The sequence below is a fragment of the Nocardia sp. NPDC049526 genome (assembly GCF_044465765.1).
GTDB lineage: Bacteria > Actinomycetota > Actinomycetes > Mycobacteriales > Mycobacteriaceae > Nocardia.
In genome coordinates this window covers 37,220-51,960 of record NZ_JBITMA010000009.1, presented here as the reverse complement: position 1 = coordinate 51,960, position 14,741 = coordinate 37,220, and the positions used below count along the sequence as shown (strand labels likewise).

Genomic DNA, 14,741 nt, shown 5'->3' with positions numbered 1-14,741 from the left:
CACGGTTGCTCGAAACGCGACCACAACCACTCAGCGTGGCCATCGACAGTGCCGCATTTCAAGATCAGGTGGAATCTATGGCGGCATCGCCCGAGAAGGCACCGCCACCAGCTCCACCTGATCTTGATCGAGACCTAGGCGACGTCGAGGGGGAGGTCGGGGAGTTCGGTGCGGGAGAGGACGCCGAGTTTGGGGTAGGCCTTGTAGAGGTGGTGGCCTACGGTGCGGGGGCTGAGGAAGAGTTGGGCGGCGATGTCGCGGTTGGACATTCCTTGGGCGGCGAGGCGGACGATCTGGAGTTCTTGCGGCGTGAGGCGGGCGAGGACGCCCGTGGTGGGGCGGCTGGTGGTGCCGATGCCGAGGGCGGCGAGTTCGGTGCGGGTGCGTTCGGCCCACGGTGCGGCGTCGAGGCGGTCGAAGGTTTCCAGGGCGGGCTGAAGTTGGTTGCGCGCCTCGGACTTTCGACGGTTGCGCCGTAGCCATTCACCGAAAAGCAATTGGGTTCTGGCCTGTTCGAAGGGCCGCCCGCCGTGTTCCAGTGCGGCTTGAAAGTGGTCCTCCGCCTTGGCTTCGGGCCCGGTCAATGCCAGGCAGCGCTCGACGAGCGCGGTGACCCACTCTTGTTGCGAGGCTTTCGCCCAGCCGTGAAGCCGATCCAGCGCGTCACCCGTTCGCTCCAGGCTGCCCATGCGCACCGCCGCCTCGATCAGATCTGGCAGGGCGCGCAAACCGATCACGTGGTGGCGGGTGGGTTCCACGGTCAACAGCTCCAGCCGGGACAGTGCGCTGTCGACTCTGCCGAGGCCGAGATCGAGCACGCCGAGCGCCGCCCGCGTCCACGGTGCGCCGGGCGCGGCCGCACCGCCGAATTCCTCGGCCAGGGCACGGTCGACCAACTCTCGGCAATCCTGTTCGCGCCCCTCCAATGCGGCCAGATAGGCGAGATAGCTCGACATCTGGCTGACCCAATGCTGCTGCCCGATATCCTCGGCGATCCGCAGCCCTTCGAGCGCGGCGATGCGACCCTCGCGCGGTCGCCCGAGGAACAGTTCGGTTTCGGCGCGGAAGAACAGCAGGGTCGGCAGGAGTGCGATGCGGCCCTGGTCGCGGCATTCGGCGATCAGGGTCTGGGCCAGCTCCGCGGCCTGTTCGTCCTGGCCGACGATCAGCCCGACGCCGCACATCTGCACCAGATCGCGGGGGCTGTCCGCACCGTTGCGGCGGGCGACGGCGGCCGCGTCGCGCAGATCGATGGTGAATCGGCCGTCGATGCCCGCGACCGTGTAGCGGGCGATGGGTGTCATCGGTTCGGCGTCGGGCAGGTCCAATGCGTTGATGTGCGCGGCGATCTCGGCGAGTTCCGGTGCGCCGAGGTACCAGGCCGTGTGCACCGCCTGCATGAGGATGCGCGCGGCGCGGGCCGGATCGTCGGTGCGCACCAGATCGGCGCCCGCGAGCAGCAGTTGATGTGCCGAGAGTGGTTTGCCCGCACCGAATTCCGCGGTGGCGCGAACCAGATCCAGTCGAGCCCCGAGCATTCGATCGGTGCTCAAACCGGCCGCGCGATCGGCCAGTCGGCCCGCACGGTCCAATTGTCCCGCCTCACCGGCGGTTTCGGCGGCGCCCACCAGCCGTCGAACGCGGGCAAACGCGTCGGTACTCAAACTCGCGGCGCGTTCGTACGCGGCGACGGCACCGGAATAGCCGCTGCGCCGACGTGCGCGATCGGCGGTGTCCTCTAGCGCTGCTGCGGTGGTCTCATCCGGTCCGGTCGCCGCCGAGGCCAGGTGCCAGGCGCGCAGGTCGGCGTTCTCGGGTTCGGTCAGTGCGGCGGCGAGGGCGGCGTGCGCGGCGAGCCGTTGTGTCAGAGGCGCACCCTGGTAGACCGCCGATCGCAGCAGAGGATGCCGGAAACTCACGCTCACGCCGTCACTACCGACCAACCCGGCGTCCGCGGCGGGCTGTAGGTCCGATAGCTGTGCCCCGAGCTCGCCGGCCGCATGCAGCACCGTGGTGAGATCGTTGGTGCCCGCCGCGGCCGCAATCAGCAGCAACATCCGGGTCGCTGAAGGCAGCCTGGACACTTGGCCGTGAAATGCCACCTGGAGCCGCTGTGTCAGCGGCAGGGGATTCGGTCCGTGACCGGAATCGTTGCCCTCGGCGGCCAGAACTGCGGGCAACTCCAGCAGGGCCAGCGGATTGCCGCCCGCCTCGGCGAGCAATCGGTATCGAATGGCGGGCGAAAGATCCGGACCGCGACTGTCCACCAGCGCGGCCGCCGACTCCTGCGCCAGGCCGGTCAGCGCGAGTTCGGGCAGGCCGGGCGCGGGAAAATCCTGCTCGCCGGTCCGCGTCGCGAAGATGATCACCACGCCCTCGGCATCGAGTCGACGCGCCGCGAACAGCAGCGTCTCCGCCGTCGCCCGATCCAGCCAGTGCGCGTCATCGATCAAACACAGCAGCGGCCCCTCGGCCGCCTCCTCGGCCAGCAGGGACAGCACCGCCAACCCGATCAACATCCGATCCGCCGGATCATGCTGGGCCAGACCGAACGCGCCGCGCAGCGCATCCCGCTGCGGTGCGGGCAACCCGTCCACCAGTGCCATTGCCGGCTTGATCAGCAGATGCAGTCCCGCGAACGGCAACTCCGCCTCGGACTCGATTCCGGCACCGCGCACCGCCGGAATCCCCTGCGCCGCCGCATAATCCAACAGCGCCGTCTTTCCGATCCCCGGCTCGCCGCGCACCACGAGCGCCCCGCTGCGTCCGGCGCGAGCCGCCACCAGAAGTCGATCGATCCGAGCTTGTTCGACTTCTCTTCCGTGGAGCATCTGCTCACCGTAACCGCCGACCGAACCCGAGTGACCGAGACCCATTGCGTCGACGCTTCGATGGAAACCGATCGGATACAGGGCTGTAGCCGCGTGAGAATACTCGCGAGAATCCCCTTCGGCGCGAGTCTTTTGCGTTGAAAGACAACATTTTCATTAACATCCCGTACTGACCCGTCGATGATTCGGGTAGTCGAGTACGCAGGTTTCGACGGCAATCGGGGCGGAGGATCTACTCATGAAACGACTGGTGGTCTGCTGCGACGGCACCTGGAAGGCCGAATCCAGCAACACGGTATCGAATATCATCAAGATCGCGCAGACGATCCGGTACGAGGCGCCGGGACCGTCGGGGGAGTCGATCCCGCAGTGGGTCAGCTACGTATCCGGGCCGGGCGCGCGTGGCTTCCTGGCCGACCGCCTGATGGGTGGTGCGTTCGGACTTGGACTCGAGGCGAATCTGTCCTCGGCGTACTGGCATCTGGCACTGAACTGGCAGCCGGGGGATGAGATCTACATCTTCGGTTTCAGCCGCGGTGCGTTCACCGCCCGTAGCCTGGCCGGTCTGATCGGTCGCATCGGAATCATGACACCCGATGCGATGATCGAGGGAAAGTACCCGGACGCCTTGCGGATTCACCATCAGCCCGCGCCGCAGCGGACCCCGCAGAATCCGGATCCGAAGGAGCCGCAGGAGTGGATCGACTTCCGCAAGGCGAACTGCTGGGATGCTCCGGCCAAGATCGACTTCATCGGGGTCTTCGATACCGTCGGCGCACTCGGCGTGCCCGGACTGACCTCGCTGCGACACCGGTTCCACGATGTGAAGCTCGGGCGCAATGTCTTCTGCGCGCGGCAGGCTCTGGCACTCGATGAGCGGCGGCGCAATTTCGAACCGTGCCTCTGGGAGGTGCCGATCGAACCGGATGTGAAGTACTCCCACCACTACGACCGGGTGAAGCAGGTCTGGTTCGAGGGCGTGCACAGCGATATCGGCGGCGGCTACAAGGAATGCGGACTCTCCGATATCACGCTGCGCTGGATGGTCGAACAGGCCGAAGCGGTCGGACTCGTCTTCGACCGCGACCGGCTGGAGGGGCTGTCCCAGCGGTGCGCGGCAGCGGGCGCGAAGCATATGGAATTGCATCGCTCGCTCGGCATCGGATACCGAATCCTCAACGTGTTGCGCACCATTCGCCAGCCGAGGAACCCGCGATTCTACTGGGATTCCTGGCGGCGGCTGTACACCGACGGAGACCGCGGCGTGCGCCTGGCTTCCACCGCGCACGACGCCACCGACTACCGACCCGCGAATCTGCGGCGCTGGCTGACGGACAACGACGGGATGGTGCCCGAGACGCTGATCGAGAAGACCGGCACGGTAACGACCATCACCCCGGAGGAGCCCTCAGCGCACGAGTAGCGCCACCGGCAGCCGGGCGAACAGCTTTTCCAATCGGGCCCGGCCCTGGAAAGTGTGGCCGGTCAGCCGGTCGGTCCAGTTGCCCTGCGGCAGCTCCAATGTGGTATCGGTCCACCCGGTTTCGGTCAGACCGAGGCTGTGCCGGGTGGCGGCCACGATCACCTCGGGCGTCTCACCGGCCCGGCCGCGCGCGTAGGCGACCAGCCTGCTCTCCTGCTCGCCGGTGGCGAACAGCGGCAGGTAGGTGCCGCCGACGAAACAGTCCGGACGTTCGCGGCGCAACCACAGCGCATAGGCGACGATCCACATCTTGGCCGCGCCGGTGGTATCCAAAGCCGGTGTACCGGTGAGTGATTGCAGCAGTCCGGCACGGGCCGCGAAATCCACTGGGCGGCGGTTGTCCGGATCGACGAGCGTGTCCTCCCACAGTTCGCAGCCCTGATAGATATCGGGAATTCCGGGCCCGCACAGCTGCAGCAGCTTCTGTGACAGCGAATCCGACCAGGCGTGCGGGGCGAGTTCGTGCACCAGATCACCGATTTCGGAGCCGACCGGCCCGTCGATCACCGCATCCAGCCAGCCGTGCACCTTCTTCTCGAATTCGACATCCGGTTCCTCCCAGGAGGTATGGACACCGGCTTCGCGAATCGCCTTCTCCGCGAACAGATGCAGTCGCTCGCGCAGTCCGGCCACGGACGAGGCCGGGCGGCCGTCGGCGGGCCAGACGCCGAACATGTTCTGCAGCAGGAACAATGTCGTCGCACCGTCGGGACCGGGGGTGATCTCCTGCCAGGATGCGACGGCGCGCGCCCAGGTCTCCGCGGCCTGGGACAGCAACCCGATCCGGGCGCGCACATCCTCGCCGCGCTTGGTGTCGTGCGTCGACAGTGTGGTCATGGTGGCGGGCCAGCGTTGCGCGCGTTCGCTATTGGACAGGTGGAATTCGTTGAGCGAGTGGCCGAATCGGGCCGGATTGCCGCCCACTTCCTGCAGCGATACCAGCCGCGCCGCCTGGTAGAACATGGTGTCCTCGACGGCCTTCGCGGTGATCGCACCGCAGACCTGGCTGAATCGAACGGCCGCCTCGCCGTCGGACGCCAGCGCCGCCACCAGCACGCTCAGCGGCACGGTCAGTTCGCTGTTGCGCTTCTCCACCTCGGCGACCACCGCGCCGGTCATACCCGCCAGCGGCGCGTAATCCACTCGGTAGACCGGCATGAAGGCCAACACCTCGATGGTGGCGTTGGTCAATGCCATGGTGTCGAAGCTTTCGGCATGCGCGTCGCGCTTGATCGCGGCGACCAGGCGCCGGATCTCCGGGGCCAGGATGTTCTCGGCCACCGCACGTTTGATGCGGTGTTCGGTTTCGCCGATCCAGGCGCGGTCGCTGCCGTGCCCGGCGAGTTTGCGCGACAGTTCGGTCAGCGTCTGTTCCCCATCGGGGTCGATCAGTACGCCACCGTAGTCGGACAGGGCGTCGTAGCCGGTGGTGCCGTCGACCGGCAGCGTCGCGTCCAGTGGTTCGCGGTTGGCGAGGATCTTTTCCACGAGTAGTAGCCGGTGCGGGCCGATGAGCCGACGCAGCTTCGTCAGATACGCGGTGGGATAGGACAATCCGTCCGGATGGTCGACCCGGACGCCGTCGATCAGATCGTGTTCGCACCATGCGGCCAGCTCGCGGTGGGTGATCTCGAAGACCTCGGGATCCTCCTGGCGCACCGCGGCCAGGCTGCCGACCGCGAAGAACCGCCGGTAGGTGCACAGCCCGGCCTTCCAGCTGACCAGCCGGTAGTGCTGTTTGTCGTGGATGCGCAGCGCGTTGTCGCCATCGGTGCCCGCCGCGATGGGGAAGCGCAGATCGTGCAGTGCCAGCATCGGTTCCGAACCGGACCGGTCCACCGTCAGTGCGGCCGGATCGTTTTCGCTCTGCAGTACCGGCAGCGCCAGCCGGCCGCCCGCGCCATTGCCCGCACTCCAGTCGATATCGAAGAAATGCGCGAACTGTGATTCCCGGCCGTTGCGCAGCACATCCCACCACCACGGGTTCTGCCGGGGATCGGCCACGCCGACGTGGTTGGGCACCAGATCGACGATCAAACCCATACCGCGGCTGCGCACTTCGTCCGCGAGTGCCTTGAGTCCGGCCGGGCCGCCGAGGGCCGCCGAAACCGTGGTGGGATCGGTGACGTCGTACCCGTGCGTCGAACCGACCGTCGCGGTGAGGATCGGTGACAGGTACAGATGCGAAATACCCAGCTGTTGTAGGTATTCCGCGATCGCGCGGGCATCGGTGAAGGTCAACGCGTCGGGGCGCAGCTGGAGTCGGTAGGTGCTGCGGACCGTCGTCTGCCGGGCCGGGGTGCGGCCGCGGGAGATGGGATCGGTGTGGTGAGTCTGCATATCGGACTTGGGCGTCTCGATCTTCGGCTTCTCGGGCATCGGCGGTTTCGGTTATGCGGGGCAGTGGAGGACGAGCAGACAACGGGCGGGGACGGCGACGGTGCTCGCCGCCGGATACGTGGCATCGGCGACGCCGTCGGGCACCGAACAATCCAGTGCGACAGCCCATTCGGCGCCGTAATCCGGATCGGGCAGTACGAAGTCGAGGCCGCTGTCGTGGGCGTTGAAGCACAGCAGGAACGAATCGTCGGTGATGCGCTCGCCGCGCGGGCCGGGTTCGTTGATGCCGAGGCCGTTGAGATATACCGTCAGCGATTTGCCGAAACCGCTGTCCCAGTCGGCGGGTGTCATCTGCTCCCCCGCCGGGGTGAGCCAGGCGATATCGCGGGCGTGCTCTTTCGAGCGGATCGGCCGGCCCGCCAGGAAGCGGCGGCGTCGGAATATCGGGTGCGCCGTGCGCAGCGCGATCACCCGCTTGGTGAATTCGAACAGGTCCGAATTCGTCTGCATCAGCGACCAATCCATCCAGGCCAGCGGTGAATCCTGGCAGTAGACATTGTTGTTGCCCTGCTGGGTGCGGCCCATCTCGTCGCCGTGGGCGAGCATCGGGGTGCCCTGGCTGAGCACCAGCGTGGCCAGCAGATTGCGACTCTGCCTGGCGCGCAATGCGAGTATCTCCGGATCGTCGGTGGGACCCTCCATCCCGCAGTTCCACGAGCGGTTGTAGCTCTCGCCGTCGCGGTTGCCCTCGCCATTGGCCTGGTTGTGCTTCTCGTTGTAGGACACCAGATCCCGCAGCGTGAAGCCGTCGTGCGCGGTGATGAAGTTGATGCTCGCGCTGGGCCTGCGCCCGGTGGCCTCGTACAGATCCGAGGATCCGGTGAGCCGGGAGGCGAATTCGCCGAGCGTGGCGGGTTCACCGCGCCAGTAGTCGCGGACGGTGTCGCGGTACTTGCCGTTCCATTCGGTCCACTGGCCGGGGAAATTGCCGACCTGGTAGCCGCCCTCGCCGACGTCCCAGGGCTCCGCGATGAGCTTCACCTGGCTGACCACCGGATCCTGTTGCACCAGATCGAAGAAGGTCGAGAGCCGGTCCACATCGTGCAGTTCCCGGGCCAGCGTGGCGGCGAGGTCGAAGCGGAACCCGTCGACGTGCATATCCAGGATCCAGTAGCGCAGCGAGTCCATGATCAGCTGCAGCGTATGTGGGTGGCGCACGTTCAGGCTGTTACCGGTGCCGGTGTAGTCCATGTAGTGCGACGGGTCCTCGTCGACCAGCCGATAGTAGGCCGCATTGTCGATCCCACGGAAGGCCAGGGTCGGCCCGAGGTGATTGCCCTCGCCGGTGTGGTTGTAGACGACATCGAGGATCACCTCGATGCCCTCGGCATGCAGTGCGCGCACCATGGCCTTGAATTCGGTGACCGCCGCACCGCCGCGTGGGCTGGCCGCGTATTCGTTGTGCGGAGCGAGGTAGCCGAAGCTGTTGTAGCCCCAGTAGTTTCGCAGGCCCTGATCCAAAAGGACGCGGTCGTGCAGGAATTGGTGCACCGGCATCAGCTCGATCGCGGTGATGCCGAGTTCTTTCAGATGTTCCACGATCGCCGGATGCGCGATACCGGCGTAGGTCCCGCGCAATTCCTCCGGAATATCGGGATGCGTCATCGTCATGCCCTTGACGTGCGCCTCGTAGATGACCGTCTCGTGGTAGGGCCGATTCGGTGGCCGGTCGGCGCCCCAGTCGAAGAACGGGTTGATAACCACGCCGGTCATGGTGTGCCCCAGCGAATCCTCGCCGTAGGTGTAGAGCGAGGAGTCGTTGTCGAATTCGCCGTCGAAGGCCTTGCCGTAGGGATCGAGCAGCAATTTGCTTGGATCGCAGCGCAATCCGTGTTCGGGATCATAGGGCCCGTGCACCCGGAAGCCGTAGCGCTGGCCCGGTCCGATGGTCGGGAGATAGGCGTGCCAGACGTAGGTGTCGACCTCTTCCAGCGGCACTCTGGTTTCGGTGCCGTCCCTGGCGATAAGGCACAGTTCGACCGCGTCGGCAACCTCGGAGAACACCGAGAAATTGGTGCCTGCGCCGTCGTAGGTCGCGCCCAGTGGGTAGGCGGTTCCGGGCCAGACACCGAGGGGTGTCACCTCACCGGGCGCTGCATCGGGCTGAGCCATGTCAACGACACTAGCGCCAGCCGGATCGCGCTCCGTGCGGGTGGTTGCGGCCGGGCGAGTCAGTCCTGGTCGGGGCCGGTTTCGAGCCAGCGCCGTCGGTAGCCGATCCGGGTGGCCAGCCGGGCGAGTCCGCCGAACACCGCATGCTGCAGCCAGACCGGGATGCCCGCGAGATAGCCGTCCTGGTAATCCCACAGCAATGCCAGCGCCAACGGGTCGCGCGGCATCCGGGAGCGGACGGTGGTCTTGTGCGCGGCGTCGAGGTTGTGCCAGAGCTGGAACATCTCCCAGTGCCGCAGCGGCGGGCGGATCTCGTGATCGAAGAGGGTATCTGGCGCCTCGCTCCAGAACTCGTGTACCGCGCGCGGGGGCGCGGTGAGCGAATCACCCGGATGCACAACGGTTTCCGTGCCATCGATCTTGAAGCGGAGCCGTCCGCCACGCAGGGTCCACGATTCGCTGAGCACCGGATGCCAATGGCGGCCCGCTTGCCGGTCCGCTTCCGGCAGTTGATGTTCCAGCCGTAGGTAGGGGCCGCGCTCGTCCTCGCCGCGTTCGACGAGGGTGATGCGGTGGCCGTTGCGGAAGGTGAGTGTGTGTCGCATATCTCCAGATATAAAGGTAACCTTTGTAATGTGTCAACGGTCGAACCCCACACCACGTTGCTGAAGCTGCTCGGTCAGGCGACGCATGCCTTCGAACGCGGGCTGAATCGGGAATTGCGGGCGGCGCTGCGTGACGATCTGCGCCCCGCGCATTACGCGGTGTTCCGCTATCTGGCGCCGACGGGGTCGCGGATCAGTGCGTTGGCCGAGGAGGCGGGCATGACCCAGCAGTCGATGGGGGAGCTGGTGACGCATATGGAGCGGTGCGGGTATGTGGAGCGGAAGATCGATCCGGAGGACCGGCGGGCACGGCTCGTCGTGCTGACTGCCGAGGGACATGCGGCGCTCGGCGTGGCAGCGGAGCGGATCGGGCGGATCGAGCGGATCCTGGTGGCCGATCTGGGCGAGCGGAGGTTGACCGAATTGCGGCGATCGCTGAGTCGCGTGCACGAGGTGCTGGGCGACGGCGGCTGAGTCGCGTCCGGCGGGCGTTCGCTGCGGATGGGCGCGGCGCTCAGTTCGGCGGTGCCAGCCGCAGCCGCCATGTCTGGCCCACCAGATCGTGGCCGAAGCTGTGGTGCGGATTCGATTCCACGAGTTCGAAACCCGCGCGCTGATAGATGCGCCGCGCCGAGTTGAGGATGTCGTTGGTCCACAGCACCATGTCGCGGTAGCCCACCTCGGTGGCGAATCGCACGCAGCGCTCGACCAGTGCGGAGCCGACGCCGAGGCCGCGGGCGGTCGGCTCGACCAGCAGTAGCCGAAGTCGGGCCGTGGTCTCGTTCTCCGCGACACAGAAAACGCAGCCCACCGGCTCGCCGTCGTATTCCGCGATCCAGGCGTATTCGCGATGCTCGTCGTGGTCGTCCAGATAGTCGGCGACAATGCGAGCCACGAGAGCTTCGTAGCTGGTGTCCCACCCGTATTCGGCGGCATAGAGCGCGGCATTGCGCTGGATGACCCAGCCGTAGTCGCCGGGTTTCGGCGGGCGGAGCACCAATTCGCCGAGGCCCGGTCCGTCGAGAATGCGCTGGATGGTGCGCATGGAGGTGATCAATCGCGCGCGCTCGGCCGGTTTGTGCGCATTGAGGAGGTAGCCGACTTCGGCGCTCGAGCGCTGATTGAGCACGGCGAAGATCTCCCTGCCACGGTCGGTCAGCCGAACCTCTTGGCGCCGGCCATCGCTTTCGGAGCGGTTGCGCTGGACCAGTCCGTCCTTTTCGAAGCGGGCCAGGATGCGGCTCAGATAGCCGGGGTCCAGGTCGAGCGTGCGGCGCAGCGTGACGACCTCGCTCGCGCCGGAGTCGGCCAGCTCGAACATGATTCGCGCTTCGGTGAGTGAATATTCGCTGTCCAGCAGGCCCTCCCGCAGTACCCCGATGACCCGGGTGTAGCGGCGGTTGAATTCGCGAACTGCGTCGATATCGGTGGCGGCAACGGTGGTCACGGCGGCTCCAATCTTTGACTGAGTCAAAGAATACGTCGGAACGCTCGCGTCGGTGCAGAATTCGGCGGGGGATCGTGCGCGCGCAGCTCGAGTGGTAACTTGAACACCGTTCAAGCCCCGCCTGGGCTGTCACGCGACCCGAGGAATCCTGTGGCACCGAGCTCACCCACCCCGCCGGCTGCGCGGGCTGCCGTCCCCCTGACCCCTGACGAAATCACCGCCATCGACGCCGAACATGTCTGGCATCCCTACGGCGGATTTCCGGCGACGACCGAGCCGCTGGTGGTTTCCGGTGCTTCCGGAACCCGGCTCACCCTCGCCGACGGTCGGGAATTGGTCGACGGGATGAGTTCGTGGTGGGCCGCCATCCACGGTTATCGGCATCCGGTACTGGATGCCGCGCTGGTGGCGCAGTCGCAGCGGATGAGTCATGTGATGTTCGGCGGGCTCACCCATGAACCGGCAGCCAGACTCGCCGAGTTGCTCGTCGAGCTGACGCCCGCCGGTCTGGACAAGGTATTCCTGTGCGACTCCGGTTCGGTATCGGTCGAGGTCGCGGTGAAGATGTGCCTACAGTACTGGCGCGCCGCGGGTAAGCCGGAGAAGCGGCGGCTGCTCACCTGGCGCGGCGGGTATCACGGCGATACCTTCACGCCGATGAGCGTGTGCGATCCGCAGGGCGGCATGCACGCGCTGTGGACCGATGTGCTCTCCGAGCAGATCTTCGCACCGGCGCCGCCGCGTGGATATTCGGCCGAATATGTGGCCGAGTTCGAACGGTTGCTGGCCGCGCATGCGGGGGAACTCGCGGCCGTCATCGTGGAGCCGGTCGTGCAGGGCGCGGGCGGGATGCGCTGGCACGATCCGCGATATCTGACCGATCTGCGGCGCCTGAGCAACGAGTACGGGGTGCTGCTGGTCTTCGATGAGATCGCGACCGGATTCGGGCGTACCGGAGCGCTTTTCGCGGCTGATCACGTCGGGGTGAGTCCGGATGTCATGTGTGTCGGCAAGTCGCTCACCGGCGGGTATCTGACCTTGGCCGCCGCGCTGTGCACCACCCGGATCGCGGAGACCATCAGCGTCGAGCACGGCGGGCTCATGCACGGTCCCACCTTCATGGGTAATCCGCTGGCCTGTGCGGTCGCGGTGGCATCGATCGAGTTACTGCTGCAACGGGATTGGCGCGCCGAGGTGACCCGTATCGAATCGGAGCTGAAAGCCGGTCTGGCCCCGGCGCGTTCGCTGCCCGGAGTGGCGGATGTGCGGGTGCTGGGGGCGATCGGCGTCGTGCAACTCGATCATCCGGTGGATATGCGCAAGGCCACCCACGCCGCGGTCGAAGCGGGCGTTTGGCTGCGCCCCTTCCGCGATCTGATCTACACCATGCCGCCCTTCATCAGCACGACCGAGGACATCGAACGCATTACCGCCGGTATGGTCGCCGCCGCCCAGGCCTGACGCGTCAGGCGCGTTTGCGGGTGTCGTGCACGGTGCCCGCGTTCTCGGGACGGTCGGTGTCGGAGACGATCTCCCAGACCCGGAAGACACAGTGGTAGTCGTCGGCCCAGCCGGAGGCGATCAGTAGGTAGGTGTCGCCGTCGCGCAGCAGGACACGGCGACCCGGAAGTCTCGGATGCTGCGGGGTGAAGGTGGGCACGAGCGAGTGCAATTTGGCCATGGCCTGCTCGCGCGTGCCGACCACCTCCGCGAGAACCCGCGGCGACCAACGCTTCTGATCGCCGGAACCTGTTGTCTCTTCGACGACTATCGCCCACCGTGGCATTCGGCCCTGCTCCCTCTGGCGGAAATGCCGCGCCACCGCCGGTCGGTGGCGACCTTCAACGATTGGCTCCAACGGTACCAGCACCAGACCCCGCCCATGCGGCTTGAACGGTGTTCAAGTATGCTGCGGAGCTGTGACTACCGATCCGTTGGGCTGGCTTGACGAACGCGCCGCCGAGCGCGTGCGCGTCGGGTTGCGCCGTGAGCTGAGACCCCGTGCGGCCCAGTCGCCATCGATCGACCTCGCCTCCAATGACTACCTCGGGCTGGTACGTCATCCGGAGGTCATCGTGGGCGCGATCGAGGCCGTGCGACGCTGGGGCACCGGGTCCACCGGATCACGGCTCGTCACCGGCACCACCGCCGAACACGAGCAGCTCGAGACCGAACTCGCCGAATTCGTCGGCGCCGAGGCCGGTTTGGTCTTCGCCTCCGGCTACGCCGCCAATCTCGGAGTGGTGACCGCGCTCGCCGGGCGGGGTGCGCTGGTCGTCTCCGATGCGGCCAGCCACGCTTCGCTGGTCGATGCCTGCCGGCTGTCGCGTTCGCGCGTGGAGATCGCCGCGCATTGCGATGTCGAGGCGGTCGAGCAGTTGCTTGCCGAGCGTAGTGAGGAACGGGCACTGGTACTTACCGATTCGGTATTCAGCGCCGACGGTGATATGGCTCCGCTGGCCGAGTTGCACAGGGTCACCCGGGCGAATGGCGCGGTACTGATCGTGGACGAGGCACACGGGCTCGGTGTGCGCGGGGCGGGTGGGCGCGGGCTGGTGCACGAGGTCGGTTTGGCCGGGGAACCGGATCTTGTCGTGACCGCGACCCTGTCGAAAGCCCTTGCCGCACAGGGGGGTGTGGTGTTGGCCGGCGAGCGGGTGCGTGCGCATCTGATCGATGCGGCGCGCACGTTCATCTTCGATACCGGACTCGCACCCGCCGCGGTCGGTGCGGCCCGGGCGGCGCTGCGGTTGTTGCGCCGTGAGCCCGAGATAGCGGGTCGCGTGTTGGAGCGGGCCGCCGATATCGCGCGCATTGCCGGTGTGGCGGAACCGGATTCGGCGGTTGTCTCGGTGGTGCTCGGTGAGGCGCAGGTCGCGTATGACGCCGCGCAGGCATGCCGCGCACGTGGACTCGATGTCGGATGCTTCCGTCCGCCGACGGTGCCCGAGGGGACATCGCGGCTGCGGCTCACCGCACGGGCGAATCTGACTTCCGGCGAACTCGACACCATCGCAACGGTCCTCGGCGAAGTGCTGACGCAGGCGCGTGGATTGGTGACCGCATGAGCGTGCTGTTCGTGACCGGTACTTCGACGGAGGTCGGCAAGACCGTGGTGACCGCCGCGCTCGCCGCTGCCGCGCTGGCCGCCGGTCGGTCGGTGGCGGTGTGCAAACCGGCCCAAACCGGTGTGGCGCCGGGCGAACCCGGTGATCTCGCCGAAGTCGAACGCCTCACCGGCGTTACGAGAACGGTCGAGATCGCACGGTATCCCGATCCGTTGGCTCCGGATACCGCAGCGCGTCGGTGCGGGCAGCCGCTGTTGACGCTGAGTGAAACCGCCGCCGCCATCGACTCACTCGCCGATACGGATCTGACCCTGGTCGAAGGCGCAGGCGGATTGCTGGTCCGCCTCGGCGAATTCACGCTGCTCGAGCTGGCGCAGAAGCTCGACGCTCCAGTGCTCGTTGTTGCCGCGGCTGGGCTCGGGACCCTCAACCACAGCGAATTGACGATCCGCGCACTGTCATCAGCCGGTGTCCGCTGCGCGGGTCTGGTGATCGGTTCCTGGCCTGACGAGCCCGGGTTGGCGGAGGAGTGCAATCGCACTGATCTGGCCCGGGTCACCGGAGTCGAATTGGTCGGCGCTGTACCGGCGGGGGCGGGTGCGTGGGATCGCGAGCCGTTCTCCGCCGCTGCATCCGGTTGGTTCAGTCCCGGTTGGTCTGCGCTCGACCAGTAGGTTTCCGCTGCCGCCCGCTGCCTCGGTGAGCTGCGTCGAACGGCAACTGAGAGCGCTGGCTGGGTAGCGAGCGCAGCGCGACTGTTGGATGAGCGACGGCCCGGTGAGCTGTGAACGGCGG

Annotated in this window: 11 protein-coding genes; 5 read left to right on the top strand and 6 right to left on the bottom strand. The window is 66.8% G+C overall.

Annotated features, from left to right (window positions below; translation table 11 throughout):
* Window positions 1–134: 134 nt before the first annotated feature.
* Window positions 135–2,876 (bottom strand): ATP-binding protein, encoded by a 2,742-nt coding sequence (locus ACIBW7_RS26950; protein ID WP_397050937.1) that lies wholly within the window; start codon window positions 2,874–2,876, stop codon window positions 135–137.
* A 193-nt stretch (window positions 2,877–3,069) separates the two neighbouring features.
* Here ACIBW7_RS26950 and ACIBW7_RS26945 point away from each other — a divergent pair, with 193 nt between their 5' ends.
* Window positions 3,070–4,254, top strand: a complete 1,185-nt coding sequence (locus ACIBW7_RS26945) for a DUF2235 domain-containing protein (protein WP_397050935.1) — start codon at window positions 3,070–3,072, stop codon at window positions 4,252–4,254.
* Here ACIBW7_RS26945 and treY read toward each other — a convergent pair.
* From treY to ACIBW7_RS26930, 3 genes are read right to left on the bottom strand one after another with little or no spacing between them, the layout of a single operon-like run.
* Entirely contained in the window at window positions 4,240–6,654 is a 2,415-nt protein-coding gene (gene treY, locus ACIBW7_RS26940) for a malto-oligosyltrehalose synthase (protein ID WP_397051629.1), read from the bottom strand. The genes ACIBW7_RS26945 and treY overlap by 15 nt on opposite strands.
* A 51-nt stretch (window positions 6,655–6,705) precedes the next feature.
* Window positions 6,706–8,826, bottom strand: a complete 2,121-nt coding sequence (glgX, locus tag ACIBW7_RS26935) for a glycogen debranching protein GlgX (RefSeq protein ID WP_397050933.1) — start codon at window positions 8,824–8,826, stop codon at window positions 6,706–6,708.
* Between the two features lie 59 nt (window positions 8,827–8,885).
* Window positions 8,886–9,431 carry a cupin domain-containing protein gene (locus ACIBW7_RS26930; protein ID WP_397050931.1) on the bottom strand — a complete coding sequence of 182 codons (546 nt, stop codon included), beginning with the start codon at window positions 9,429–9,431 and terminating at the stop codon, window positions 8,886–8,888.
* A gap of 30 nt (window positions 9,432–9,461) precedes the next feature.
* On the opposite strand from ACIBW7_RS26930, the gene ACIBW7_RS26925 reads away from it, so the two are divergent.
* Window positions 9,462–9,905: a MarR family winged helix-turn-helix transcriptional regulator gene (locus ACIBW7_RS26925; RefSeq protein WP_397050929.1), complete on the top strand. Its 444-nt coding sequence runs from the start codon at window positions 9,462–9,464 to the stop codon at window positions 9,903–9,905.
* Window positions 9,906–9,945: 40 nt separating this feature from the next.
* On the opposite strand, the gene ACIBW7_RS26920 is transcribed toward ACIBW7_RS26925, so the two are convergent.
* Window positions 9,946–10,878 (bottom strand): GNAT family N-acetyltransferase, encoded by a 933-nt coding sequence (locus tag ACIBW7_RS26920; RefSeq protein ID WP_397050927.1) that lies wholly within the window; start codon window positions 10,876–10,878, stop codon window positions 9,946–9,948.
* Window positions 10,879–11,028: 150 nt separating this feature from the next.
* On the opposite strand from ACIBW7_RS26920, the gene ACIBW7_RS26915 reads away from it, so the two are divergent.
* Window positions 11,029–12,339, top strand: a complete 1,311-nt coding sequence (locus ACIBW7_RS26915; RefSeq protein ID WP_397050925.1) for an adenosylmethionine--8-amino-7-oxononanoate transaminase — start codon at window positions 11,029–11,031, stop codon at window positions 12,337–12,339.
* A gap of 4 nt (window positions 12,340–12,343) precedes the next feature.
* On the opposite strand, the gene ACIBW7_RS26910 is transcribed toward ACIBW7_RS26915, so the two are convergent.
* Window positions 12,344–12,664, bottom strand: a complete 321-nt coding sequence (locus tag ACIBW7_RS26910; protein WP_397050923.1) for a hypothetical protein — start codon at window positions 12,662–12,664, stop codon at window positions 12,344–12,346.
* A 133-nt stretch (window positions 12,665–12,797) separates the two neighbouring features.
* Between ACIBW7_RS26910 and ACIBW7_RS26905 the strand changes: the two genes are divergently transcribed.
* Complete coding sequence (locus ACIBW7_RS26905) at window positions 12,798–13,946, top strand: 8-amino-7-oxononanoate synthase (protein ID WP_397050921.1); 1,149 nt, start codon at window positions 12,798–12,800, stop codon at window positions 13,944–13,946.
* Window positions 13,943–14,620 (top strand): dethiobiotin synthase, encoded by a 678-nt coding sequence (bioD, locus tag ACIBW7_RS26900; RefSeq protein ID WP_397050919.1) that lies wholly within the window; start codon window positions 13,943–13,945, stop codon window positions 14,618–14,620. Before ACIBW7_RS26905 ends, bioD begins: the two co-directional genes overlap by 4 nt.
* Window positions 14,621–14,741: the final 121 nt, after the last annotated feature.

Coding starts and splice junctions, on each gene's coding strand:
- ACIBW7_RS26950 (WP_397050937.1), bottom strand. CDS start 2,876: ATGGGTCTCGGTCACTCGGGTTCGGTCGGCGGTTACGGTGAGCAGATG.
- ACIBW7_RS26945 (WP_397050935.1), top strand. CDS start 3,070: ATGAAACGACTGGTGGTCTGCTGCGACGGCACCTGGAAGGCCGAATCC.
- treY (WP_397051629.1), bottom strand. CDS start 6,654: ATGCAGACTCACCACACCGATCCCATCTCCCGCGGCCGCACCCCGGCC.
- glgX (WP_397050933.1), bottom strand. CDS start 8,826: ATGGCTCAGCCCGATGCAGCGCCCGGTGAGGTGACACCCCTCGGTGTC.
- ACIBW7_RS26930 (WP_397050931.1), bottom strand. CDS start 9,431: ATGCGACACACACTCACCTTCCGCAACGGCCACCGCATCACCCTCGTC.
- ACIBW7_RS26910 (WP_397050923.1), bottom strand. CDS start 12,664: ATGCCACGGTGGGCGATAGTCGTCGAAGAGACAACAGGTTCCGGCGAT.
- bioD (WP_397050919.1), top strand. CDS start 13,943: ATGAGCGTGCTGTTCGTGACCGGTACTTCGACGGAGGTCGGCAAGACC.